This window comes from Psychrobacillus psychrotolerans (assembly GCF_900115805.1).
Lineage (GTDB): Bacteria > Bacillota > Bacilli > Bacillales_A > Planococcaceae > Psychrobacillus > Psychrobacillus psychrotolerans.
Window position 1 is genome coordinate 504408 of record NZ_FOXU01000002.1, and the last position, 26456, is coordinate 530863.

The 26456-nt window shown below is 36.9% G+C and carries 25 protein-coding genes; 9 read left to right on the top strand and 16 right to left on the bottom strand.

Going from position 1 to position 26456, the window contains the following annotated elements; translation table 11 throughout:
* Positions 1-29 precede the first annotated feature (29 nt).
* The gene (locus tag BM260_RS07510; RefSeq protein WP_093536638.1) at positions 30-1331 is read right to left on the bottom strand and encodes a D-serine ammonia-lyase; all 1302 of its coding nucleotides are present in this window, start codon (positions 1329-1331) and stop codon (positions 30-32) included.
* Positions 1332-1346: 15 nt separating this feature from the next.
* A complete protein-coding gene (locus tag BM260_RS07515; protein WP_093536640.1) occupies positions 1347-1793 on the bottom strand; it encodes a GNAT family N-acetyltransferase in 447 nt (148 codons plus the stop codon).
* Between the two features lie 255 nt (positions 1794-2048).
* On the opposite strand from BM260_RS07515, the gene BM260_RS18395 reads away from it, so the two are divergent.
* Positions 2049-2225: a hypothetical protein gene (locus BM260_RS18395; protein ID WP_175496230.1), complete on the top strand. Its 177-nt coding sequence runs from the start codon at positions 2049-2051 to the stop codon at positions 2223-2225.
* 89 nt (positions 2226-2314) lie between these two features.
* Here BM260_RS18395 and trhO read toward each other — a convergent pair whose 3' ends face one another.
* On the bottom strand, positions 2315-3262 hold the full coding sequence (gene trhO, locus BM260_RS07520) for an oxygen-dependent tRNA uridine(34) hydroxylase TrhO (protein ID WP_093536642.1): 948 nt from the start codon (positions 3260-3262) through the stop codon (positions 2315-2317).
* Between the two features lie 299 nt (positions 3263-3561).
* Here trhO and BM260_RS07525 point away from each other — a divergent pair, with 299 nt between their 5' ends.
* On the top strand, positions 3562-4329 hold the full coding sequence (locus tag BM260_RS07525; protein ID WP_407691706.1) for a hypothetical protein: 768 nt from the start codon (positions 3562-3564) through the stop codon (positions 4327-4329).
* A 150-nt stretch (positions 4330-4479) separates the two neighbouring features.
* On the opposite strand, the gene BM260_RS07530 is transcribed toward BM260_RS07525, so the two are convergent.
* From BM260_RS07530 to BM260_RS07545, 4 genes are read right to left on the bottom strand one after another with little or no spacing between them, the layout of a single operon-like run.
* On the bottom strand, positions 4480-5847 hold the full coding sequence (locus BM260_RS07530) for an ABC transporter substrate-binding protein (RefSeq protein ID WP_093536646.1): 1368 nt from the start codon (positions 5845-5847) through the stop codon (positions 4480-4482).
* A 37-nt stretch (positions 5848-5884) separates the two neighbouring features.
* Complete coding sequence (locus BM260_RS07535) at positions 5885-6697, bottom strand: carbohydrate ABC transporter permease (protein ID WP_093536648.1); 813 nt, start codon at positions 6695-6697, stop codon at positions 5885-5887.
* Positions 6694-7605 (bottom strand): carbohydrate ABC transporter permease, encoded by a 912-nt coding sequence (locus tag BM260_RS07540; protein WP_093536650.1) that lies wholly within the window; start codon positions 7603-7605, stop codon positions 6694-6696. The genes BM260_RS07535 and BM260_RS07540 overlap by 4 nt, the downstream gene beginning before the upstream one ends.
* Complete coding sequence (locus tag BM260_RS07545) at positions 7602-8732, bottom strand: ABC transporter ATP-binding protein (protein ID WP_093536652.1); 1131 nt, start codon at positions 8730-8732, stop codon at positions 7602-7604. The genes BM260_RS07540 and BM260_RS07545 overlap by 4 nt, the downstream gene beginning before the upstream one ends.
* Before the next feature lie 188 nt (positions 8733-8920).
* Between BM260_RS07545 and BM260_RS07550 the strand changes: the two genes are divergently transcribed.
* Complete coding sequence (locus BM260_RS07550) at positions 8921-9772, top strand: glycerophosphodiester phosphodiesterase family protein (protein WP_093536654.1); 852 nt, start codon at positions 8921-8923, stop codon at positions 9770-9772.
* Positions 9773-9776: 4 nt separating this feature from the next.
* On the opposite strand, the gene BM260_RS07555 is transcribed toward BM260_RS07550, so the two are convergent.
* From BM260_RS07555 to BM260_RS07570, 4 genes are all read right to left on the bottom strand, one after another.
* On the bottom strand, positions 9777-10229 hold the full coding sequence (locus BM260_RS07555; RefSeq protein ID WP_093536656.1) for a YaiI/YqxD family protein: 453 nt from the start codon (positions 10227-10229) through the stop codon (positions 9777-9779).
* A 138-nt stretch (positions 10230-10367) separates the two neighbouring features.
* On the bottom strand, positions 10368-11453 hold the full coding sequence (locus BM260_RS07560) for an ABC transporter substrate-binding protein (RefSeq protein ID WP_093536658.1): 1086 nt from the start codon (positions 11451-11453) through the stop codon (positions 10368-10370).
* Between the two features lie 11 nt (positions 11454-11464).
* The gene (locus BM260_RS07565; RefSeq protein ID WP_093536660.1) at positions 11465-12244 is read right to left on the bottom strand and encodes an ABC transporter ATP-binding protein; all 780 of its coding nucleotides are present in this window, start codon (positions 12242-12244) and stop codon (positions 11465-11467) included.
* Between the two features lie 4 nt (positions 12245-12248).
* Positions 12249-13070 carry an ABC transporter permease gene (locus BM260_RS07570; protein WP_093536662.1) on the bottom strand — a complete coding sequence of 274 codons (822 nt, stop codon included), beginning with the start codon at positions 13068-13070 and terminating at the stop codon, positions 12249-12251.
* A 150-nt stretch (positions 13071-13220) separates the two neighbouring features.
* Here BM260_RS07570 and BM260_RS07575 point away from each other — a divergent pair, with 150 nt between their 5' ends.
* Positions 13221-14522 (top strand): M48 family metallopeptidase, encoded by a 1302-nt coding sequence (locus BM260_RS07575; protein WP_245762663.1) that lies wholly within the window; start codon positions 13221-13223, stop codon positions 14520-14522.
* A 408-nt stretch (positions 14523-14930) separates the two neighbouring features.
* On the opposite strand, the gene BM260_RS07580 is transcribed toward BM260_RS07575, so the two are convergent.
* Together BM260_RS07580 and BM260_RS07585 are read right to left on the bottom strand one after the other, a co-directional pair.
* On the bottom strand, positions 14931-18011 hold the full coding sequence (locus BM260_RS07580) for an AAA family ATPase (RefSeq protein WP_093536664.1): 3081 nt from the start codon (positions 18009-18011) through the stop codon (positions 14931-14933).
* Complete coding sequence (locus BM260_RS07585; RefSeq protein WP_093536666.1) at positions 18008-19171, bottom strand: exonuclease SbcCD subunit D; 1164 nt, start codon at positions 19169-19171, stop codon at positions 18008-18010. Before BM260_RS07585 ends, BM260_RS07580 begins: the two co-directional genes overlap by 4 nt.
* Positions 19172-19304: 133 nt before the next feature.
* Between BM260_RS07585 and putP the strand changes: the two genes are divergently transcribed.
* The 5 genes from putP to BM260_RS07610 all read left to right on the top strand — a co-directional run bounded on the left by putP (position 19305) and on the right by BM260_RS07610 (position 24388).
* On the top strand, positions 19305-20795 hold the full coding sequence (putP, locus tag BM260_RS07590; RefSeq protein ID WP_093536668.1) for a sodium/proline symporter PutP: 1491 nt from the start codon (positions 19305-19307) through the stop codon (positions 20793-20795).
* Between the two features lie 307 nt (positions 20796-21102).
* Entirely contained in the window at positions 21103-22155 is a 1053-nt protein-coding gene (locus tag BM260_RS07595) for a fatty acid desaturase (protein WP_093536670.1), read from the top strand.
* 89 nt (positions 22156-22244) lie between these two features.
* Positions 22245-23375: an ATP-binding protein gene (locus BM260_RS07600; protein WP_093536672.1), complete on the top strand. Its 1131-nt coding sequence runs from the start codon at positions 22245-22247 to the stop codon at positions 23373-23375.
* 2 nt (positions 23376-23377) lie between these two features.
* Positions 23378-23977, top strand: coding sequence for a response regulator transcription factor (locus tag BM260_RS07605; protein WP_093536674.1), 600 nt, complete (start codon positions 23378-23380; stop codon positions 23975-23977).
* A 219-nt stretch (positions 23978-24196) separates the two neighbouring features.
* Positions 24197-24388, top strand: a complete 192-nt coding sequence (locus BM260_RS07610; RefSeq protein ID WP_093536676.1) for a CsbD family protein — start codon at positions 24197-24199, stop codon at positions 24386-24388.
* 45 nt (positions 24389-24433) lie between these two features.
* Here the strand turns inward: BM260_RS07610 and BM260_RS07615 are convergent, their stop codons facing one another.
* The 3 genes from BM260_RS07615 to BM260_RS07625 all read right to left on the bottom strand — a co-directional run bounded on the left by BM260_RS07615 (position 24434) and on the right by BM260_RS07625 (position 26390).
* Positions 24434-25231: a metallophosphoesterase gene (locus tag BM260_RS07615; RefSeq protein WP_093536678.1), complete on the bottom strand. Its 798-nt coding sequence runs from the start codon at positions 25229-25231 to the stop codon at positions 24434-24436.
* Positions 25232-25241: 10 nt separating this feature from the next.
* Positions 25242-25868, bottom strand: a complete 627-nt coding sequence (locus tag BM260_RS07620) for an NAD(P)-dependent oxidoreductase (RefSeq protein ID WP_093536680.1) — start codon at positions 25866-25868, stop codon at positions 25242-25244.
* A 246-nt stretch (positions 25869-26114) separates the two neighbouring features.
* On the bottom strand, positions 26115-26390 hold the full coding sequence (locus tag BM260_RS07625; protein ID WP_245762664.1) for a hypothetical protein: 276 nt from the start codon (positions 26388-26390) through the stop codon (positions 26115-26117).
* Positions 26391-26456: the final 66 nt, after the last annotated feature.

Below are 26456 nucleotides of genomic sequence, written 5' to 3' on the forward strand. Positions count from 1 at the left end.
TTAGAATCTAAGTAGGATTGATATTTAGTTCAAAAGAGATATTGTTTTCCTTTTTCATAATAGATTTGCATTTCCTGAGAAGGAACCATTCCTCCGCCAGTTGCCCAAACTATATGAGTAGTTTTTTTCAAGGGTACTCCTTGTGTTGTTAAATGAATTGGTCCTGTCATGCCCGCAAGTGCAGACGGTTCTAATAGAATATTCTCTGTGTCAGCCAATAAAGCTAAAAGCTCATAAAGTGTTTTATCTTTAATCGTGAAGCTTCCACTTATGAGCTGCTCCAACGTTTTTCCTACAAACCCTGATGGTCGACCTACAGCCAGTCCATCTGCAACTGTTTTGTTATCAAGGCCGATATCAGCTACTGAAATATTTTCATGTAATCCGGTCATTAAACCAAGTAGCATGCAAGGGGAGTTCGTAGGCTCTGCAAAAAAGCACTGCACATAGTCCCCGAATATTAGTTTTAGTCCAAACGCCACTCCTCCTGGCCCACCACCAACTCCACAAGGCAAATATACGAAAAGCGGATGTTCGGCGTCGACAATGATTTGCATTTGTTCTAGTTGAGTTTTCAACCTACTTGCTGCAACAGCATATCCGACAAATAAATCGATGGAATTTTCGTCGTCGATAAAAAAGCACTTTGAATCTTTCTCCGCCTGTTTCCTACCTTCCTTCACCGCAATACTATAGTCAAAGTCATACTCTACAACCGTTACTCCTTTTGAACGAAGCATATCTTTTTTCCATTGTTTCGCATCACTAGACATATGCACAGTTACTCGAAATCCTAATTTGGCACTAATTATTCCTATGCTTAGTCCAAGATTTCCAGTAGAACCTACTGCAATCGAGTAATTTGAGAAAAACTGTCTAAATCTATCGGTTGAGAGAATAGCATAATCATCTGTTTCTTCCAATAAACCTTCTCGCATCGCAAGTTGCTCTGCAATTTTAAGCACCTCATAAATACCACCACGGGCCTTTATAGATCCTGAAATTGGTAAGGCATTATCACATTTTAACAGCAATTCTCCATCAAACTCTGTATGAAAGAATTTCTTTATGGAAGATTCCATTGTAGGGATTTTCACAAGTGGAGACTCAATAATCCCCTTTGCTTTTGCTGTTTCTGGAAAAGCAATACATAAATAAGATGCAAAGCGATCTAAACGATCGCTTGCATCTTGAACCATTTCAGCAGTAACAGAAACATTTTTTAATGCCTCTTCTGAATCTATTTTATTTGGATTAAACCATATTATTTCTTCTTTCCTTTGCATCTTGGAGATTAAGGGAAATTTCATTTCTAATTGTTGGTTATTCATCGTTGTAAACCCTTTCTATTCTAAGCTCAACACATGCGTAGTATCCGGAGAGCGCTCGTCAAATTTAAACCCGTTAGCACGGTAAAATGAATCTGCCTTTGCGGACTCTGTTTTAGTTGTTATTTCCTTAAAGTGACCTTTGGCATTTTCAGAAACCACTTTCAACAGTTCGCTTCCTATACCCTTTCGACGATGCTCAGGTAATGTATAAAATCGATATAGTCTTGCGGAGTTGTCAGCTTCACTAGCAGTATTTTTAAACAAACCACCTAGTGCTACTAGTTCATCTTCATCCCATGCCCCATAAATTGCCTCTCCTTGTTCGCTGAAGCGATGTGTCCCGTCTTCATATTCGGAAGCTAATCTGGATACAAAACGATACCCTTCCTTTTCACTTTCTTGAATTAGTTTGGATACGTTGACTGCGTTCAAATCTGAAATATTTTTCACTTCGATTGACATATACGTTCCTCCATTCTATTTTTGAAAAATGAACTCTTTGTTACTTTCTATATAGGAAGGCAAATCCCCTCTATATGTTTAATATATTACCATAATCCATGCTTTATACTGTCCTGCTTAGTATACGTCATTTTCAACCGGGGTTTATTTTGGTGTTTCTGTTGAAGCAAGTAAAATCACTGTATCGTTTACTTATAGCAGAACTTATGGGGAACATTAACGTTCCTATATTAAATTAACCAGAGGAGTGAGACGATGGGATTTTGGTATTTCTTAATACTATTCGTAGGAATATTTTTAGTAATTAAAGGGCTACTTGGAAACAAAAAATTCATTTTAATAGTTGTTGGACTATTATGTATTGCGTTATCAATATTTATGTTTTCTCCAGGAAGTACTGAAATCATTTCAGAAATATTCCATTTAAATTAGAGGTCGGTAGTTTGAAGTCGTGCTCGTGGAAAGGATTTTCATATCTATTAAATAAGCCCATGCTAGTAATTAGCATGGGCTTTCGTTTATTATTTTATAGCAGCTAATCTAGCTTCTACTTCTTCTTCAGATAATTTATGTTCTACGATGTAACGATTGCGTGGATGCTCGCGGCATTCGTCCGAACAGCTGCGCAGATACTTATGTTCGTTTTCTTCTGAGCAAAGAATTTTGTCATTACAATCAGGATTTGCGCAGTTTACATAACGCTCACATGGCTCCCCTGTGAAATGGTCTTTACCAACCACGACATGCTCTACCTGGTTTACCGGGACAGCGATACGCTCATCGAATACGTACATTTGTCCATCCCAAAGTTGTCCACGTACTTCTGGATCCTTGGCGTAAGTTGCAATTCCACCATGTAGTTGACCTACACCCTCAAAGCCTTCTCTTACTAACCATCCTGAGAATTTTTCACAGCGTATTCCGCCAGTACAATACGTAAGTACTTTTTTACCTTCGAACATTTCTTTGTTTTCAATCATCCAGTCTGGTAGGTCCCGGAAGTTGCGAATTTCTGGACGAATCGCACCACGGAAATGTCCTAGATCGAATTCATAATCATTACGAGCATCAATGACAACAGTATCCTCTGCCTGCATTTGTTCGAAAAACTCTTTTGGAGAAAGGTATTGTCCTGTTATTTCATTTGGATTAATATCGTCCGCTAATCCTAAATGCACAATCTCTTTTTTAGGACGTACATGCATTTTTTTAAAGGCATGTCCTTCTGCTTCATCTATTTTATACACCATGTCAGCAAATCGTTCGTCTGCCTTCATCATGTTCATGTATGCCTCAGTTTGTTCAATCGTACCTGAACAAGTTCCGTTTATACCTTCGTCTGATACTAAAATACGCCCTTTTAACCCGATTTCCTTACATGCTGCAAGATGTTCTTGCGCAAATGTTACTGGATCTTCAATCGGGACATATTTATAGTAAAGTAATACTCTGTATGCATTTGTGTCCATTTTTTACTCCACCTTTTCTAATTTTGTCCACCGTATAATATACCAAAAAAAATAGCAAATGTTAAATAGATTGTTTCTTTTTAAAATTTAAAAAGCAACTCAAAGACTTGAGATAGAAAGTTTAAATTCTCTTTTAGGTACTCTGTTTAATAGTAGAGCCACCATATACTGTATTTAAGCAGTTTGGTGTGAAGGTTTTACAGTACTTGTAGAGAATCTAATATAGTGGCAGTGAGTTTATTTAAAATAATTTACCGAGTAGATAATAACAATTTCCAGAAGTAGGTGACCTTAATATTATGTTAGCATCCAAAAGCATTTTAAATACCTGGATGAAGTTTGATGATTTCCCCATGGAGACATTGACAAAAGTTTGGTTTTACCACAAAAATAGCGTTACAAAACAAAGAGATGTTTCTCTTATGAGAGAACACCGGCATCAATTTGGTTTATCGGGTAATTGCTTTGACCTTGCATTTCTGTTACTTGATGAATTTAAAAAGGATGGTATCACTGCCTATCCGATAGGCCATAACTTAAATACCCCTCATGCTCATGTTGCAGTCATCGCTTTAGATGAGTTAGGTAACCGTTTCTTTTGTGATTTAGGAGACCAATGGTTAAGACCAATCTTAATAGATACCGACACCCAAGAATATACTGATGAAAAACTCAATGGTTTTTTTCCAGCAGCAACGATTCAAGTGAAACCAAGCAAACGCGGTATAGAGATCCTTTACCACAGACCAAATGGGAAAATATCGAATCAGGTATTTGATACTAAACCAATAGAAATGAATTACTTTATGCAAGCCGCCGAGTTCTCTCAAAACTTTATTAAGCCGCGACCTTTATTAGAATGTAGAACTCCTTTTAAAAATGAAATTGCACATTGGGAATTCTATAACTGGGAAAGTTTTTTAAGTACAAGTGAGGGGTTGTTTAATGAACCGAAGTTGCATTCAATAGAAGATTGGGCTGAAAAAATAAATGATATAACTGGTTATGATCTGCAGTTTTTAGTGGATGTCCTAAAGCAATACAAGGAATTATCTACCCTGGAATAATAGAATTTTAGTATATCGTATCTCCATCAAAAAGATTAAGTTGAGCTCCATAGGTAAGGCGTTAGAATATGTTTATGCTATTTACGGGAGCATAACAAAAAACGAACAAGCAAGCATATGAATGCCTCTTGTTCGTTTATATATTCTTGTCTATTTTGTTTTATTGGCAATTTCTATCGCACGATTGGTACCTTCTGCAGCTGCATCTAGCGCTTCCTGAGCATCCATTCCTTGGTATAGATTTTCAAGAGCCGTTACAATCTGTTGACGTGATTCAGGAAATACCGATATTAGAGCACCTTGTGTTGCAATAGAAGGCTCAGTGCTTTGCAATTGATCTACAGTAACTTTTAACTGTGGTGTAACCTCCCATGCATCTTTGACGTTTTGCTCTTCATATGCAGATGGGTTAATGGCGAAGTACCCTGTTTCTAAGTGCCATCTTGCTTGAATCTCTGGCGTAGTTAAGTATTTCATAAATTCCCAAGCTGCTTCTTGTTCTGCTTCTGCAATTCCTTTAGACATCCATAGGGATGCACCACCAATAACAACACCATTACGTTTTACTTCGTCTGCGTATGGAATATATGCTGCTCCTACTTCAAAAGGAGCGTTATCAATAATACCTTTTACCCCTGCAGAGGAATCCATATACATTGCAACTTTTCCAGATTGGAATGCTGCGCGAATATCATCCCAATTTGTTCCAAAGTTCCCGAAAGTTCCTGCTTTGTTCATCGTGTCTAAAAAATTGAAGGCATTTAGTCCTTCTGGTCCATTGAAAGTAGCTTCTGTTGCATCACCAGCACGACCATTTTCTTCATTTACATATAGACCACCTTGCGTAGCAACTAACTCTTCAAAAAACCATCCATATGTCAGCATGGAGAAACCTTTCATATCATCTGTTTTCAATTTTGCAGCTGCATCAATAACCTCCGAAAATGTTTCTGGAGCTTTTTCTGGATCCAGACCAGCCGCTTTAAATGCATCTTTGTTATAAAGCATTACGGGTGTTGATGAGTTAAATGGCATAGAGTATAACTGATCATCTACCGTGTAGTAATTTAATATATTTTCTTCCAGCTGAGAAAGGTCATATTTGTCTTTATCGATAAAATTCTGGATTGGCTCTATAAAGCCACTATCAATCATATATTTTGTTCCTACTTCAAATACCTGCGTTATGGCTGGGGCATCTTTTGTACCTCCAACACTACGAAGCTTCGTTAATGATTCTTCATATGACCCTTGGAATTCTGCCTGCACTTCATATTTATCCTGAGATGCATTAAAATCTGCAACAATAGCATCTAAAGAAGTCTGACCTGCTCCAGACATTGCATGCCAAAAGGAAATAACTGTTTTGCCTTCTTCAGTGGTAACTACTTCTTTTTCTGTTTCTCCCTCATTACCATCCTTTTCAGACGAACTACTATCACTGTTGGTACATGCTACTAAAGCAAAAAGACTAAGTAATAATAAAGCTAAAAATCCAAATTTAGATGATTTCCTCATAATTAACGTACACCTCTTTTTTAGTTTTGAACAACCGTTATTTTAGAGCTCCTTGCGTTAACCCTTTTTGTAATTGCTTTTGACCTAAAAATAATAATAGTAGTGTTGGTATGATTACTACAATTACTCCTGCCATAACCACCCCCCATTCTGTTGCTACTTCTTGCGATTGAAGTTGCTTCAAACCGATTTGGACGGTACGAACCGAGTTATTGGTTGTCACTAAAAGTGGCCATAAATACATATTCCATGTTGTCAAAAACCCATAAGCCCCTAATGTAACAAGACTTGTTTTTGAAACAGGTAATACTACTCGAAAGAAAAATCCAAACTTACTCAATCCTGCTATTTGCGAAGCCTCATGAAGTTCTTTTGGAATAGTCTTAAAATGTTGTCTCAGTAAAAATGTCCCAAATGCTAAAGCAAAAAACGGCAATGTCATTCCTTGATAAGTATTAATCCAATCTAGTTTTTGGATGGTGAAAAAGTTTGGAATCATCGTCGCTTCCCACGGAATCATCATTGTCGAGATAAATAAGAAAAAGATAAAGTCTCTACCCTTAAACGAGATAAAAACAAATGCATATGCAGCCAAGCTACAAACAACTAACTGACCAAGCATTACTCCCAGTGAAACGACAAAACTATTGATCAGGTAATTAAATAAAGGAAGCCGATCAAACACCTTTACATAATTATCAAGACTAAAGGTAGATGGTAGTAACTTTCCAGATAAAATCTCTCCACCAGTCATGAAACTTATCATAAATGCGTATATGATGGGGAAAAACATAATAATTGATGTAACAATCAATAAGAAATAAAGAATTAGCTTTTTCCATACCCTCATTGGTAATGCACCTTCTTTTCCCCAAGCTTAAATTGTAAAATTGTTACGATTAAAATACATATAAACAAGAACACGGCCTGGGCACTCGCTGTTCCGAATTGATAATTGATGAACGCTTCTCTATAAATGGAATATACGATTAAATTGGTAGATTGAGAGGGTCCACCTTTCGTTAAAATATCAATTTGTCCAAAAGTTTGAAAAGCATTTATAAGTGAAATGGTAATGATGAAAAACAAAGTTGGAGAGAGCATAGGGATTGTAATCCTCTTTAATCGATACCAATAACTAGCACCATCAATACGTGCACTCTCGTATAAATACTCATCAATGTTTTGTAAACCACCAAGTATTATCAAAAAGGAAAACCCTGTATTTAGCCAAATAGTCGAGAGGGACACTGAAAATAATGCCCATGTTGGATCTAATAGCCATTCAATTTGTGGGAGATTAAAGATATTCAAAAATTTATTGAACATCCCAACACTTGGGTGAAATAAAAATAACCAAACGACTGAGGAGGCTGCTACAGATACCCCCATTGTGGAAGCATAGATCGTTCTGAAAAACCCGATACCTCTCAGTTTTTCATTTGCGAGTAACGCTAAAATGAGGGCAATAATGATTCCTGTTGGAACTGTATACAAAACAAATAAGAACGTTGCTTTAATACTGTTGAGAAATGCATCCGATTCTAGTAAATAAGTATAGTTTTCTAGACCCACAAAAATCGCAGCTTCACCTGCTTGATCTGTTAAAAAGAAGCTTAAGTAAATAGTTCGAAACATCGGATAAAAAACAAATACTGTAAATAGTATAATGGAGGGCAATAAATACAATAGGGCGGTCCTCACATTAGATGACCGTTGCCAATAGCTTATTTTTCTTCGTTTGGTTACCGTCGTCATACAAATACCTCTTTACCAAATACATGATTTTCGACGTCTGATGGAGTTTTAATAATTTTCTTTGTCTCACTATCAAAAAAGCAGAAGGATTCATAATTCATCATTAAAGGAATATTATCGCCTATTTCAATTTGCCATTGTCCACTCCACTTAACTTGCCAGGATTCCCCATTTAATAAAAAGGTGAAAATTGTTTCATTACCTAATATTTCTACATTGGAAACTTCCACTATGAATTTGTCTTTTTCCACTGTCTCTTTGGTTGCTGCTTTAATATGCTCAGGTCGTATCCCTACAATTATTTGTTCAGTTAAATAATGCGCATCTGCTGTTGGTATTGGAATCACAATAGAATCGCTTAATCGAATTGTACTCATTATTTTATCGCCAACACCAGTTGCTAGATTCATAGGAGGTGAACCTATAAATGTAGCGACAAAAGGGTTAGCCGGATTATTATAAATGTCGATAGGCTTGCCTATTTGCTGGATGGATCCCTCATGGAGAATCATTATTCGATCACCCATAGTCATTGCTTCGATTTGGTCATGTGTCACATAAATCATCGTAATTCCTAAACGTCTTTGGATTTGCCTTATTTCAGAACGCATATGTGCCCGTAGCTTTGCATCTAAATTAGATAGGGGTTCATCCATTAAACAAATAGGTGCTTCTGTTACAATTGCTCGAGCTAATGCGACTCTTTGACGCTGACCACCCGATAACTCTCTAGGTTTCCGCTTTAAGTAATCCGTCAACCCAAGCATTTCTGCTACTTCACTTGTTCGTTTAGCTCGCTCTTTTTTATCAACTTTTTTCACATGTAAACCAAATTGAATGTTGTCTTCAACCGATAGGTGAGGATATAATGCATAGTTTTGAAACACCATGGATAAATCTCGTTTGCTTGGTGGCAAGTCATTCACTTCTATGTCACCAATTTTCAAGGTCCCACCCGTTATATCTTCTAATCCCGCAATCATTCGAAGCATTGTACTTTTTCCGCATCCTGAAGGACCGACGAGAACAAAAAATTCCCCCGGTTCAATAGTTACGTTAATATTGGATATAACGTTAGATTGCTTATCATACGATTTCGAGATATCAATCAATTCAACCCTCTTCATAGCATTCCATCCTCTCTACCTTTATCAAGTAAAATTATAGTGACGACCTAGCTAAAATAGATGTTAATTATTCCAATAAACTCATTCTACTAGACAAAACTTTATAATGTAAAGTAATTGTCAGTTTTTACTGAATATTTACACTTTTAACTAAATCTTATTAAAACTTTACAAGAAAGGAGTCTCTCATGCGCTTATTATTTACTATACTAGTAAGTTTATGTTTAATAGCAGGCTGTGATAACTCGGAAAACAGTATACAACCAATTTCCAACGACAAGTTATTAATCATAGCGCACCGCGGGGCTTCTGCTTTTGCACCGGAGCATACGATGACTGCTTATGAGATAGCCCACCAAGCGGATGTAGACTATATTGAAATAGATTTACAAATGACAAAGGATGGAGTGTTAGTTGCTATGCACGACGAAAAGGTTGATCGTACAACGGATGGACTTGGCTTTGTAAAGGAGTATACGTTGGAAGAATTGAAGCAGTTAAATGCAGGGAAATGGTTTAATGAAACATATCCAGATTTGGCTAACAAAGAGTTTGAACAAGAGAAAGTCCCCACCTTAGAAGAGATTTTTGTTCAGTTCGGGGATGATGTAAATTATTATATTGAGTTAAAGTCACCACGTATTTATAAGGGAATGGAAGAGAAGCTTTTCAGTTTATTAAAAAAGTATGATTTATTAGGAGAGGACCACACCTTGCCAAAAGTTATTGTGGAGTCGTTCAATGAGGATACTTTAACAAAGTTTCATACACTAGAGCCGACGCTTCCTCTTGTTCAACTGTTTAGTTTCAAAGAGAAAGCTGCGTTATCTCATTTAGATTATGAACGTTTGCAAACTTATGCTAGTGGAATTGGGGTTAATTTAAAATCGGTCGATCAAGAATTTATTCACGAAGCCCAATTAAATGGATTGCAGGTGCATCTATATTCTATTAAAACTGAAAATGAAATGAAGAATGCGATCCATCTTGATGCAAACGGGGTATTTGTTGATAATCCCATCTTAAGTGAGCTCCAGTAGAAAGTTAACTTCCTGCTTGAAGCGCATGCTCACATAATTTATGGAAGCTTGCTTCAAATTTTTCATTGTCTTCTTTTTGACGTTTCTTAGGACCCTTTAAGCGCCCCCCTGCCTGTCTAATTTTCTTAGATATATGGCGACTGTCTAACAGTTGGTCAATGTTCTCAGGAGTATACCATCGTCCGTTTTGATCGATTGCAAAACCTTGCTTAGCCAATACCATTGCCGCTAGGCCATAGTCTTGGGTAACGACTATGTCCCCTTTTTTCACTCTATTTACTAGAACAAAGTCTACTGCATCTGCTCCTTTAGATACCATTATTGTATCTGCACCTTCTCGTTGCATATAATGCGCAGTATCACATAGTAAAGTAACGTTCATTTTAAACTTTTTCGACACAAAAATCGTTAAATCTACTACTGGACATCCGTCAGCATCAACTAAAACATTTACCATTTTACGCACCTCATTTTCACTTGCTTATCCTTACATTATATTATATCCAATCTAGTAAAGTATAATCTGTCGGAATTGCCTTTAAACCTTCCTACTTATCCTTATCTTTGAAAAAAAAACGCCCAAATTTCTGGACGTTTACTTTTCATATGCTCCTAAAATTTCTACTGCTTTTTCTGTTACCGACGTATCTACCGCCTTATCAAAATCTACATCCCCACTAATAGCTCCGTTTTCTTTGTATGCATTATATTGTTTTAATACATCATCTAAAAACATTGTACCGTCTGGGTTTAATCCAGTTACAAATACTTTTTCCCAGAGCGAAGTATCTTTTAGAGATGTATGCTTTGTCATGATGTCTATAATTTCAGCTTTGTTCTCCCCTTTAATAAAGGCATCATTGTAATCACGAACCCCTTTTAAATAGGCAGCCATGAACCGCAGGGAGACCTCCTGTTCATCACTCATGAACTGTGGTGAACCTAATACCATAGCAATTTGAGACTCAGGTGCATAGTCAGTCGCATCTCCAAACCGTTGATGAAATCCATTTTCAACACCTTGCGCTATTAATGGCTCAATTTGTAATGCTGCATCAATCGAGCCATTTTCAATTGCACCTAGCATACTTCCGAAATCTGCAAGTAATACAAGCTCTACATCCTCAGTTGTTAATCCAGCATGCTTTAGCATTTCCAAATAGATATATTCATCAATCGAGTTTTTAGAGGATATTGCGATTTTTTTTCCTTTAAAGTCTTCATAATTTTTTATTTCATCTACCATTTGATTTCCGATTACAAATGAAAAATAAGATTTCCCTGGAACATTATGCCCTTTGTCTGCAATAATTTTCACGTCAATTCCTTGTGCAATAGCATTAAAGAATGACGCAGTCGATACTCCTCCTGCGATATCTACATCTCCAGAAGCAAGGGCCGGCAACATTTCATCACTATTCGAGAACACCGCAAACTCTACATCTATATTGTAATCCTCAAAGTACCCTTTTTCTTTTGCGATATAAAACCCAGCTCCAGAGGCAGATCCATCCTCAGCGATAACAACCTTAACCTTTTCCTCTAGTGGTGCAAGATCTCCTGAAGGATTTTCTTTACTCACCTCATCATCTACTTTGGATGAACTGTCCTTATCTTTAGAACTACATGCACTTAGTAAAAGTACAAAAGATACTACAATTAAAAACCCCCACTTTTTCACATATTTCCTCCTTACTTTCTCGACTTTTGAACTTCCTGCTGTAGATGATTCCAGATCGCTATAAACTGCTCCGCCATTTCCAGATTGGCACGAACTTGCTCCATCGTACGTGGTCTTGGCAAAGGTACTTTTATCTCTTCTACTATCTCTCCCGGTTGAGCACTCATCAATACAATACGGTCACTTAATAACAAAGCCTCATCGATACTATGCGTAATAAAAATCACCGTTTTTTTCGTCTCAGACCAAATAGATAGCAGCTCTTCTTGCAAGATGAACTTGTTCTGTTCATCCAGCGCTGCAAATGGTTCATCCATTAGCAATATTTCCGGATCATTTGCAAAAGCTCGTGCAATACTTATCCGTTGTTTCATGCCTCCTGAAAGTTCTTTTGGGTATAGCTTTGAGAACTTTGTAAGACCAACTTTTTTTAAATAATAATTAGTTTGCTTTCGAACAAACTCTTTAGGCAGATGACGCATATTCAGCCCAAATGCTACATTTTCTTCTACAGTCAACCAAGGAATAACTCCCTTTTCTTGAAATACCATTGATTGCAATGGCCGGAAGTCTGTATCTGATTCTATTGAAAATGTACCCGAACTTGGTTGTTCCAGGTCAGCAAGTATTCGTAGTAAAGTAGTTTTTCCACATCCACTTGGACCAACTATACAGACAAACTCTCCTTCTTCTACGTTTAACGTAATATTTTGTATAGCTGTCACACTATTATTTTTTTTATAAAATACTTTCGTGAGATTATCAATAGAAATTTTTACTGGTTGGTCCATCTAATCACCTCCAAGGGATAATTTTTCTTTGTAGTCCGCGTAATAAAAGAGAAAACATAAATCCAAAGAAAGAAATGAGGATCAATCCGACGAACATTTCTTTTAACATAAACGCTTTATAGGAAGTCCAGATTAAATAACCGATACCTGATGTTGCCCCCATCATCTCAGCTGCGACAATCGTCAGTAGCGCAATCGCCTGCCCCATTTGAATTCCTTCTAACATAACTGGAAGGGCGCCCGGGAAAGCAATTCTAAGAAAGAAATCAGTGGGGCTTGCACCATAATTTTTGGCTACGTCTAAGTGAACTTTTTCTATATTCAATACGCCAGCGACAGTATTAATAACCACTGGGAAAAATACACTTCCTGCAATAGTAACAACTTTTGAAAAATCTCCAATACCAAAAAGGATAATGATGATCGGTAGTAAAGCCAAAGTCGGGATAGGCATAAAAGCCATGACAATCGGTGAGATAAAATGACGGATCGGGGCGTACAATCCCATTAGTAGCCCAATAATTATTCCTGGTATTACACCTAATAAAAATCCAGCGGCTATTCTATACAAAGAGACAGAAATATGTGTCCATAACAACCCACTTGTCATCAATTCAAAAAATGTAGAAACAATGGCAGACGGGGGTGGAAAAAATCGTATATCAAGTACACCTGTTCTTGAACAAATTTCCCAAAGTAAAAGAATGAAAATAGGAGAAATAATGGTTAATAATTGTTTTCCTCTCTCTTTTACCTGTCGCTTCTTCCATTCTTGTTGTTCCATTTCATAGGGATTGTATAATTTACCCTCTTTTTCCTCGTGCATTTTTCACCACCTCTTGTAAAAATAATATGATGAAAGGGGAATTTGTGTGAAAGACATACGGTATACTAGATAGTATCTATCAGAATTTTCTAGTTTGACAGAAAAGACGTAGGATGATAAATTGGTAAATATTTGGGGGAGGTAATTTATTTGTCGTCGAAGGAGTTAACTTCTAATAGGGAAATGCCATATTTCGTTATTAGTGTTATTTTCAGTTTGTTATTATACATACTTGCTATCGTGTCTTTATTTGGTATAGCTATTTTATTAATTCTTTTCGTATTTTTGCTTTATGCTAATGTAGTTATGCTCGGCTCTATTCGAGGAAATGGGATACGTATTAGTGAAAAGCAATTCCCAGATGTATACGCGCGTGTCGTGTCTTTGTCTGAAAAAATGAACATAAAAAAAGTTCCTGATGTGTTCGTTATTCATTCAGAAGGAGCATTTAATGCATTTGCTACAAGATTTCTAGGAAGAAATATGGTAGTTATTTATTCGGAAGTTTTTGAGTTAGCTAGAGAACGAGGTGAAGGAGAGCTCGATTTTATCATTGCCCACGAACTTTCTCATGTAAAGAGAAGACATGTGTGGAAGAACATTTTAATCATGCCTGCACAATTTATACCATTTCTCTCGCAAGCGTATAGTAGATCATGTGAATATACCTGTGATCGTGAAGCTGCCTATTATATACAAAATGGAATGGCTGCTAAACAAGCACTTACCATTCTTGGCGTTGGAAAAAAGTTATATTCAGAGGTAAACGAAGACGCATATTTGGAACAAATCCATACAGAATCGAATATTGCCGTATGGTTAAGCGAAGTGTTATCCAGTCATCCACTTTTACCTAAACGAATTCAAGCTGTCGGGAACTTTATGAGAATAGAAGGTACACCAAATTACTATTCTAACTCCAGCAAAATTGCTCTTGGAGTGGGTGCACTCATTGGAATTTTCTTTGTTTGTTATATTGCGGTCATAGCTTTATTTGCAGCTGGTACACTCACTTATGCTAGTTTGTTTTCTGGGAGTGTTTTCAATGAACTATCTCCTGAAGAAGATTATTTAAGTGATGAGTATTCATTGACCTTAACTCCTCTAATGGAAGCTGTTTCAGATGGGGATGAAGAAAAAGTTAATAGTCTACTATCTAGTGGAATTGATATAGAAGAGATGGACTCAGAGCGAACAACTGCTCTTCATTATGCAATATACGCAGGAAATATTGCGATAGCAGAAAAGTTATTAGAGGCTGGGGCTAATCCAAATACCTCAGATAATTACTCTAATACGTTAACCGCTGCATTGGAATACCAAAACTATGAAATGGCTGCTCTCCTATATGAATATGGAGCAGATCCAAAGATAGTTGACCCACAAGGTTTATCCGCCTTAAACATGCTTGAGGTGTATAGCGAGGAAGAATTTTTAGATATTATAAGATAAGTATTGAGATAAAGCATAAGATGTCCTGTTTCTATTGCTTTCGAAGGACTTTAGACTTTCTATTATTATCGTTTGAATTTTAGTGATATTGGTTGTGACGTCCGTCATAACCAATATCACTTTTTTTGTTATTCTTATGTTGTTTGTCAGTCAGTCGCCTGCCTACATCTCTTAGACAACTAATGAAAGGTACTTTTTATTGAGCTAGACTACTATTATCTTCTATCCAAAATATGCTAGCTCTAAAAAGAATCTATGCTGATCCATGTGATTATCTCCTTTATTTATAATTAATCAATTTCTACTCATTTATTAGTTGCTGCTAATTAATTCATTATAAACTGTCAGGGTCCGCGTAAAACTCAAATCATATCCGGATTTCACTAAATAATCTATTATGAAATTGGTCTATTTAATAACAAATTTTGTACTGCTATAACCTGCCTTTTGTTTCTCCACTTCTAAAATGGCTGGGATCGCTGCTTTTAGCTCTGCTACATGGGAGATAACGCCAATCATACGTCCAGATTTTTGCAGATCAACTAATGTATCGATTGCTTTGTTGAGAGACTCCTCATCAAGAGATCCGAATCCTTCATCGATAAACATGGTCTCGATACGAATATTGCCTTGGAAGCTTTGAATAACATCGGCCATTCCAAGTGCTAGACATAAGGAAGCATTAAACTTTTCGCCACCTGACAATGTTTTTACGTCTCGTTTCTGACCTGTATAAGCATCATATACATCCAACCCGAGCCCACTTTGTTTCCCATGCGTTTCCTGTCTATCACTTCGCAGCAATTGGAACTGACCATTCGACATATGCTTTAATCGTTCGTTTGCTGCCTGAACAATTTGCTCCAAGTATTCTATTTGTACATAACGCTCAAATGATATTTTCTTTTGGTTATGCCCCCTCAATATGTCATAGAGATCCATAATTCGATGTACTTGTTCCTCTAATAGAGTAATTCTCTCACTAGTAGAAGCAATCTTATCTTCTATTTCTTTTCCTGCCTTTACGTACTCTTTTGTACTATTACATATCGTTAAAGCCTGCTCGTACATTTCTTTTAACTGATTCAATTCATCCTCGAGAGGCTTTAGTTCAACTTTTGTTTTGTTTTCCAGTTGTCCTTTTCTTTCTCTTACTTGCTCCGTAAATGTATGGAGCCTTTGCTTATATTCTTCACATTGATATTTTAGGGCTGAGCGCTCTGTTTCGGTTAGTTTAGCAGCCAAATACTCTTCTAAAGTTTCAAACGTTGCTTTGCTCAAGGATTCTCTAAATTGGGTTAAAGCTTTTTCGCGTTTTACTTCCGCTTCTTGTAATGATTTAGAGGTATGCTCTAGTGCTAAGCGGGCTGTGGTACACGCATCATGGGAAGACTGCATCCTATTTTGTACATTTTCCCATGCAAGGGCTAATTGTTCTTTTTGCTTTGTTGCAAAAGTAATTTCTGTTTGTAGATTTTGTAAAGTCGGTATATGACCAGGTATTGTGGAAAGCTTCGACTCATATACCGCTCTTGCTTGCTTCACTTGGCTTGACTGTTCCCTGTAGAATACTTCCACCTCTAAGTTACTCTGTTCTAGATTTTCAACTTTGGCTATGGACTCTTTATAAGGTTGTTTTAAAGAAAATAGCAGTTCTTTTTTTAAGCGAAGTTGCTGTACCTCTCTTTGCAAATCGAGCAGATTGGTTTCTACTTGCTCGACCAATTCAGCCTCTACTTCATGTTCCTTCAACTGAACGAGCACTTTTTGTATTTGAGCTTCTGCTGTTTCTTTTTTCGCTCTAAAGGTCAATAAAGTCGATTCTTCCTTATTTAACGCAGCCTTCGCCATTCGGAGCTCACCTTCATCAACAAAACTTTCACCTATATCAATATGCAATGTGGAATGCTCTTTGCTACCACATACTGGACATGGCTCGCCCTCTACTAGTTTAGATGCAATTAAACTTGCCTGATTTCCTAACCACTGTTGTTCAATATCCTCATACGTTTCTTTACATTGTTCAAATTTGTCCTGTTGCTTCGCTTCCGCTGTGGTCAGCATATGCAGTTCCTGGTCAACGACTTTATATTCTTGCAGTTTGTTATGCTGTGCTTGAAGCAAAGTAAGCTGTTGCACCTTACTGTCTAAAGGTTCTAGTAGTTCTTCTAGCTTCTCTATTTCTAACTTCTGTTCTTTTAACAAGTTCTTATGTTTTTGGAGATTAGCAGCTATTGTCGAAAGCTTTTGTTCTGCCTCTAAACTACCTTTTTCAAGTAATAACAACTCTTTCCTCTTAATCTCCAACTCTTCAAATATAGGTAATAGACTGTTTAAGTAGATAACCATTTCCACACTTTTTTGGCGTGCTTCTTTATTATTCGATTCGGTTGTAAAGATAATTTCTGTTTGTTTCAAATTATCCTCTGCAATCATATTTTCTTTCTGCGCTTTCTCCAATAAAGTCCGCTTTCCTCTAACCTCTAGCTCAAGCTCATTGAAATAAGCTTCAATTGGCTCTATAATACTTGCACGCTCCGCAGAATCTAACTGTTGCTGCTTTTCTAAGAACTCATTTTCACGCTCTTTTAAGGCTTTAAGCTGTTGTTCCTTTACTTCCAACTCGATAAAGCGATTATTGATAGCTTTGGTTTCATGATAGACCTTCTGTTTGTTCATATGAAGCTCATATGCTTCTTCACATTTACGTTCGTCTTGTATAATTTTCTCTTTGTAAAAGCTAGTCTCTTCTTTTAATGCCTCTACTAATTGAAAGGTGTTAAAATTAGCTTCATTTATTAATGTAAAAAGGTTAGATTCACGTAGTGGAAAGGAAGCAATAATTTTTTCTGTAAAATTATCCTGTGTCAATTGTTCTTTTCTAAGTTCTGCCTCTGCAATTATCTTTTTCTCTTTGAGTTTTTCATGAATCATTTTGTAGGGCTCTGTTTTAAAAATCTTTCGTAAAATAGCTTCTTTGTTTTCTGTAGTAGAGGTCAATAGCTTTCGAAACTCTCCCTGTGGGAGCATGACAATTTGACTGAACTGATCTAAAGTCAACCCGATGATTTCTTCTACCTTTTTGTTGATCTCCGATACAATCTGTCGTTCTACAACAGGTACTTCTCCAGTAGCTTGTATCTCAAAAAATTCATATCGTTCACCCGTTGCACCTTTATTGCCTTTTTTCACGTGACCTAATTGTCGCAATATGCGGTAACGTCTATTATGTATCTCGAAGACTAACTCAACAGAAGTATGTGTATCATCTGTTGCGAAATCACTACGCATCGTTTTCGTATCGCGACGATCCTCCCCGCTTCCTGAACCGTAAAGCGCAAAACAAATCCCATCAAATATAGTTGTTTTCCCTGCTCCTGTTGCTCCGGAAATAACAAATAGCCGATTTCCTTTTAGTTCAGTAAAGTCAATTGTTTCTGTGAATTTATAAGGACCAAACGCACTCATTTTCAGTTGAATCGGTTTCAATTGGATTTTCCCCCTTCCCGTTCTTCTCGTGCTAATACAGTTAATACTTCTTTAAATATTTCCCCGGTCTCTACCGATGCTTCTTTACCACTTACTTCGGAGTAAAACGAACGGAACAGTGTATATTCATCCTTTTTCGTCCGTCCAACTTCTGGTTCTTCTGACAAACTAATTATTTTAAACGCTTTTCTTTCGACGTGCATGGCATTAGGATAAACGGTCCGGATTTGTTCCATCGGAGATAAAACTGGCGTATCATCTAGTAATTTCACGAACACATAATCTTCACTAACAGGTTGCTTTAATATATCCTGCAAAAAACCCTCAACCGTTCTCATATCTCGAGTTGGTGCAAGTAATCTTTTTTCTACAGTCGTTTTACCTTCTGCATCCATCTCCACGATGAAAAAGCCCTTTTTATGGTGCTCCTCCGAAATAGAATATTTTAGTGGTGAACCTGAATAGCGGATTGTTTCGTTTAAAACATAGTGGGCTTGATGTAAATGCCCTAGAGCCGTGTAATGAAACGGTTGGAATAGACTTGCATTTACATATTCTGCTCCACCTATAGCTAAAGGACGTTCGGAATCACTTGTATTTTCCTGTTCTTGACCATGTGGGGTAACAAAGGCATGTCCTACAAATACATGCCTTTTTGTTTTGTCCATCTTCTCTTCTATTAATTCTATTATTTTTTTCATAGCTTGGTTATGTGTAATTATTGTCTCATCTTCCATTAGATATCGGACTTGGGAAGGATCCGCGTATGGCACAAGGTGGAAATGCACCTCTCCATAAGTATCGTTTAAAACTATAGATTGCATGTTCCGACTTAATTGTCCCACAATATGTAAACCCGTTTCTTTCATAAGCTGGCTACCAAAGTTTAGTCGACTAGGGCTATCATGGTTTCCTGCAATAGTTAATAATGGGGTATTGCGTTTCAACACAATCTCTGCAAACAATTCATCCAATAAGTGTACCGCTTCCGTTGGTGGTACTGCTCGATCGTACAAGTCTCCTGCAATAATTACTGCATCTGGCTTTTCTATATCAATTGCTTGGAGAAATTGTTCTAATACAAATCGTTGATCCTCTGTCATATATATCCCTTGAACCAATTTACCCAGATGCCAGTCTGCTGTGTGAAAAAATTTCAATTTAATTCACTCCTTCTATTATTATTCGTTTATTTGATAATTCTAAAGTCATAGGAAATTATGGATATTGAAAAATTTTTGATGCACCTCGTTTACCTCCATGTTATGATGAAAAAAGGGAGGAGGATTTATCATGTCAGCAGAAACTTATCAACTCGCGGCCATTATAATTTATATGATCGCAATGCTCGCAATTGGGTGGTACTCTTATAGAAAAACTACCAATTTAACGGATTATATGCTCGGTGGACGCTCACTAGGTCCCGCTGTTACCGCACTTAGTGCTGGGGCTGCAGATATGTCTGGTTGGTTACTTATGGGTTTACCAGGCGCAATTTATTTATCAGGAATGGGTGAAGCTTGGATTGCCATCGGTCTTACAATTGGTGCATATTTAAACTGGCTATACGTAGCACCGAGACTTCGTGTATACACAGAAGTATCAAGCAATTCTATTACAATTCCTAGTTATTTAGAAAGCCGTTTAAAGCAATCATCTCGATTATTACGTGTTGCATCCGGTTTAATCATTTTACTATTTTTCACGTTCTATGTATCCTCTGGAATGGTAGCAGGAGGAGTTTTCTTTGAAAGCTCATTCGGTTTAGACTATCATACAGGACTTTTAGTCGTATCAGCAGTAGTTGTAGCTTATACATTATTTGGAGGGTTCCTTGCTGTTAGTTATACAGATTTCCTTCAAGGATTACTTATGTTCCTTGCTTTAATATGTGTACCAATCTTTGGTGTATTTATGACTGGTGGAATTGGTGAAACAGTGGAGTCTATTAAAGCTGTGAATCCTACGCACTTAAGTCTTATCGCTGGAACAACAGCTGCAGGTATCATTTCCTCTATAGCTTGGGGCCTTGGTTACTTTGGACAGCCACATATTATCGTTCGCTTTATGGCTATTAGTTCTGTTAAAGAAACTAAACAAGCTCGCAGAATTGGTATCGGTTGGATGATTCTGAGTCTTCTAGGCGCAATTACTACTGCACTTGTTGGTGTTGCATATTTCCAACAAAATCCGGATGTTTCACTTTCAAGTCCTGAGGCAGTATTCATCGTACTAGGACAAGTTGTTTTCCATCCGTTTATCGCTGGTTTAGTATTAGCAGCAGTTTTAGCAGCTATTATGAGTACAATCTCATCTCAATTAATCGTTACTTCTTCAGCTTTAATAGAGGATTTATACAAAGCCATTATTAAAACAGATGCATCCGACAGAACATATGTAAACTATGGTCGTATCGCTGTATTAGTAGTTTCCGTCGCTGCTGCAATCCTTGCTTGGGAACAAAATGAAACAATCTTAGGTCTTGTTGCATTTGCGTGGGCAGGCTTCGGTGCAGCATTTGGTCCGGTTATCTTGCTAACACTTTACTGGAGAAAAATTACTTCCACTGGTGCATTAGCAAGTATGATTGTCGGGGCTGTCGTTGTAGTATTCTGGGGTACAAATGATACACTTTCAGGAGCACTATATGAAATCGTCCCTGGTTTCGTTCTTGCATTGATCGTGGCAGTTGTAGTCAGCTTAATGACATACAAACCGAATGCTGAAATCGAAAAAGAATTCGATGAAACATTACGTTTGTTGAAGGAAAGTAAAGAAAAATAACATTAAAAATCCAGTAATAACACGGATTTGTAAAAATTTCTTACACAAAGTATTTCTATGAATACGTTTTGTTATTCAAAGGTTATTTAATAACTGGGTAAGGATAATTATATGATTATGCAAGCAGCATCTCTTCATGGAGGTGCTGCTTTTGCTCTTATTATAAAGGACTATTCACTCTTTTATGTTGGTATAACCTATATGTCCTATATGACACTTGTCATACTTATGACTTGACGTTTATGCCTACTACTAATTTGTGATTTTCCTTATTATTAAGGTAATAGTTCTTACTAGGAGGAATAAAATGAGCAGAGAAAAAACACTCGCATTACGTAAAAACGTAAAACCCTTTGAAAACTCAGAGTTAAATAAGAGTATTATTCAACTAATCAACACTATCCCACCATTTTTCATCTTATGGTTTTTAGCTTATATAAGTTTAGATGTGTCCGTTTGGCTAACCGTTGCTTTGTCTGTTATCGCAGCAGGGTTTGTCGTTCGAGTATTCATCATCTTTCATGATTGTACACATGGTTCTTTCTTTAAAAATAAAAAAGCCAATGATATTACTGGAACAATCACCGGAATCATTACGCTTTTTGCCTATGAAAAATGGAAACGCGAACATAATATCCATCATGCTACTAGTGGAAACCTAGACAAACGCGGTGTCGGCGATATTTGGATGATGACCGTTGATGAATATATAGAAGCAACACCAATGAAAAGACTTTCCTATCGTTTATATAGAAACCCGATCGTAATGTTCGGTTTAGGACCAGCGCTACTTTTCTTAGTAAGCAATCGTATAAACCGTAAAGGTGCCCGCGGAAAAGAACGCAACAATACGTATTTAATCAATATATCTGTAGTTGCTATTTATGCGTTAATGATTTGGTTAATTGGATGGCAAGCATTTGCGATTATCCAAGGAACAATACTTTTCGTAGCTGGTTCATTAGGAATTTGGTTATTTTATGTTCAGCATCAATTTGAAGATTCTTATTTTGAAGATGAGTCAGAATGGGATTATGTAAAAGCAGCTATAGAAGGAAGCTCTTATTACAAGTTGCCACGTGTTTTACAATGGGTAACTGGAAATATCGGATTCCATCATGTGCATCATCTAAGTCCACGTGTTCCTAACTATAACTTAGAAAAAGCGCATGACTCTACACCACCTTTACACCAAGCTACTACGATTAACTTACGTAAGAGTTTGGAGTCTATCCACTTCCGACTATTCGATGAGGATAATAAAAGTTTTGTTAACTTTAAAGAGATAAAACATTTATTAAATAATACTAAGCAAAATACGAAGTTGAACTCAAAAAACTCAACATTTGAAAGTAAGTAAAATTCTGCAAAAACCATTCCCAGAATTACCTAGGAATGGTTTTTGCATTATAATGAATATAACTATACATAGGTAAGAAGGTGAAATACATGTCCAAATGGTATCAAATATTCCCCAAATATCCTTGGCTAAGTATTTATGCTTGGATTGTTTTTTGCATTTTTCCATTCTTTTTTATATTTAGATCTACAACTCCTTTAGAGATTGTTATTGGTTTAGCACTAACCTTACTATTTTTCATTGCCTATCGTTCATCCTTTTCTACTAAAGGTTGGTTACTATATCTCTCCGTTGCACTACAAATTTCCATCAGTGTTTGGATGACCTACCTATACGGTTATATATACTTCTCTATTTTCTTGTCCTTTTTAATCGGGAATATAAAGAGAAGATTTAGCTTCTTTGTTATTTATAGTATTCATCTAGTTGCTACAATTGCAGCCGTTATTATCGGATTTTTTACCCAAACTGAGTTATTTCTATCCCATATGCCGTTTCTTATCATTTGTTTGATAGGTGTTATTTTGTTGCCCTTCAATACATATACTCGAAACCAACGAGAAGCATTAGAGGACCAACTAGAAGAAGCACAAATAAAGATTTCCCAGTATATTATTATTGAAGAAAGAGAAAGAATCGCGAGAGATTTGCATGATACGCTTGGACAAAAGCTCTCGCTGATCGGACTTAAAAGTGATTTAGCGGGTCGATTGATCGAAAAAAATCCACAAGCCGCTAAAATAGAAATATTGGATATCAACCAAACCGCGCGTTCTGTCTTAAAAGAGGTTCGAGAATTGGTTACAAATATGCGCGGAACTAAACTTGAAGATGAACTTTTCCGGATCAACCAAATACTAAAAGCTGCACAGATAGAGTGTACGGTAACTGGTACACCTAAATTAGTAAATACTCCATTGCTTGTAGAAAATGTACTTAGTATGTGTTTAAAAGAAGCAGTAAATAATGTAGTGAAACATAGTAGCGCATCTACTTGCTCTATTTCTATCAAACAATCAGCGAAAGAAACTCTACTAAAAGTGTATGATAACGGCCAAGGTATGGGAGAGAAGGTAAATTGGTCTAAGGGGCATGGCCTACGTGGCATGAAAGAAAGACTTGAATTTGTAAATGGAACCTTAGATATTCATTCGAAAAATGGAACTACACTGAATATACGGGTACCCAATGTTATACAGCAACCCAGTCAGGAGGAATAGACATGATACGAATTGTCATTGCAGAAGATCAACGAATGGTGCTAGGAGCTCTTGGTTCACTACTCGATTTGGAAGAGGATATGGAAGTTGTAGGTAAGGCCAATAATGGTGAAGAAGTATTAAAACTGATTGAACAATTGCAACCAGATGTTTGTATTATGGATATTGAGATGCCTATTAAAACTGGACTGGATGCCGCAGAAGAACTAAAAGAAAATGATTGTAAGGTAATCATTTTGACCACCTTTGCAAGGGCTGGATATTTTGAGCGTGCACGCAAAGCAGGAGTAAATGGGTACCTATTAAAGGATAGTCCAAGTGAAGAGCTAGCAAATTCTATTCGTGTAATTATGGATGGTCGTCGAATATACGCTCCTGAGCTTGTGGATATGGCTTACGAAGAAGAAAATCCTCTTACAGAACGTGAAAGCCAGGTTCTCGAGTTAATCGCAAATGGAAAAAACACAAAAGAAATTGCCGGCGAACTATTTATCACAACGGGCACTGTCCGCAATTATATCTCCGTTATTTTAGATAAACTAGACGTTGGAAATCGAATTGAGGCCATTTCTAGATTTAAAGAAAAAGGATGGTTTAAATAGTAATCGTACAAGCTTAAAGCACACTGCTTTAAGCTTTTTTTGTTATGGACTAAACTTTTTGAGAACTCGCAGGGGTAGAAATATTTTTTAGAAGCAGCGGAAGGCCATGGCACAAGATTTTATGCTATGCTGCAAGAGTTTAAGATAGTAGAGTAAGTTTAAAACTTCTCCACCAGGGTATTTAAATAGTAGAGTATAAAAACTGAAGGAGGAATTTACATGAGTGGATTATCTGACAAAGTTAAAGGTGCCGTAAACAAAACAAAAGGTGAAGCAAAAGACCAAGTTGGAAATGCAACCAACGATCATAAATTACAAGCAGAAGGTAAAGTGGATAAGTTAAAAGGTGAAGTTCAACAAGAAGTAGGAGAACTAAAAGACCGCTTCGACCGTAAAGATAAACACTTATAAAAGCAAGACCGCTGGCTAAGTAAATTAGTCAGCGGTCTTTTCTTTTTAGATACTTTTTAATGTCACAACGACGATCTCAGGTGAATTGAATATTCTAAACGGAATTGCACTATTACCCAATCCCCTACTCACAATCATATGCGTACTGTTCTCGGTATACATTCCAGCAGTGTATGTTGGGAAAAAGCCTTGTCCTGGTGCCACTAGTCCCCCAAGTCCTGGAAGTCGAAACTGCCCACCATGTGCATGTCCAGTAAAAACAACATCCATTTTGTTCTCTACATAATCTTGAAAAGTCTCAGGTCGATGGGAAAGTACGAGAGTAAATAAATCATTATCCGCAAATTGACTTAAAGCCTCGCTCACTAAAACTCCATTTAGAGGATCTTCGATACCAATAATTCGAATGTCTTCCCCTTTATGTTCTATTATTTGTTCTTCATTAGACAGTACATTTACGCCAAGTTCAGTTAAGGAATTATTTATGTTCTCGGTGTCATTGGTAGCGATTTCGTGGTTTCCCGTTACGTAATAAATGGGAGCAAAATCTATAATCTGCCTTACTAATTCTAAACTTTGGTCCAAATTATATCGGTTACTATCAACTAGATCTCCTGTGATAAAAATAAGTTCTGCTTTTGTTTTCTTTATCTTTTCCACTAAGTTCTCCTGATTTTCTCCAAAGGTTGCATCATGTAAGTCAGAAATCTGCAGGATTTTCACTCCATCATAACTCATAGGAACTTTATCTGATTCTACAATAATTTCGGTAGTTTGAATCCTACTATTACTTATGTACAATAAAGTAATAACCACTACGATTAACATTAACAGTTTCTTCATTTATTTTCTCCTAGTATCGTGGACTCTTTATACCTACTCTGTAACCCAAATGTTCATTTTTCATTAGCTCTTTTACAGTGAATAAGGCAGTATCTCCAGTGGTAGTTTGCACAGCACCCTCTGGCAGGTAATCTCTCATTACAATGTAATCATCTGTAGAAGCTCCAGTCGGTAAATAGGTTGGACAAACAATTGTCCAGTCGAGTGCAGTATCTTTTAATATATTGAAAACTTTATGGTGTTCTTGGGCAGCCGTTATCGATTTACGCTTAGATTCAGATGATTGATAACGGAGCAATCCCGGTTCTGCTCTACTATTCAATATTCCCGCAGTACCAATTGTAATAATCCGCTTTAGCTGCTGTTGGTGCATAATGGGAACTATGTGTGAGGTGAACTCTGTTAATACACTTGTTTTGTCGGTTCCAAGTGCACTTATAATTGCATTTACTCCTAGCGTAGCTTTTACAATATCTGCACTATTTTTTGCGTCGCCTTGTAGGACGGATAATTTAGCATGAGGTTGCATCTTTTCAGGGTTTCTTACCATTGCAGTAACTTCTATACCCTGTTCTAATAATAACGTTAGAATAGCATGTCCCACACGTCCAGTGGCTCCAAAGAGTGCTACTTTCATCTATTTCATCTCCCTTAAAAAGAACTAATCTTATGTTTTTAGTTAGTTTCCGTCTAGTACTAAACTTCTCAAGTTACTTCTTCAGTATATAAAGGCAAAGAACGCCTTTATATGAAATCCTTCCAGTGCTAGTCAGGGCTTCCATAGGCGCTTTCGCTTTTCTTTATTATAACATCAAAAAGAGTATTCCTTCTTTTACAAAGGAATACTCGGTCGTGTCGAACTATGCTATTTCCCAGGAAATACTCAATAACTATTAAAAGAAGAAAAAATAAATGCAAATACTACTCCATAAAAAATAAGCATTAATACAATACAGATTGCCATCCAGATTAGTGAAGCTCGTGCGTAGTTACGTCTTGGGTCTGGATTTCCAAAACCCCAAATGAACAGCATAACAATATTAACAATTGGAATAATGAGTATAAGCATGGTAATTAACCAATCCCCAACTGTCATCTCATTACTAGTCTTTTCAAAATTATCATATCGCTGTTCTTGCACTTTCTCTAAAGAATCCACCAAATCCCCCCTTTTTCGACTTTCACATACTTTAGTGCCTACTTTATTATTATGACATAGCCCTAG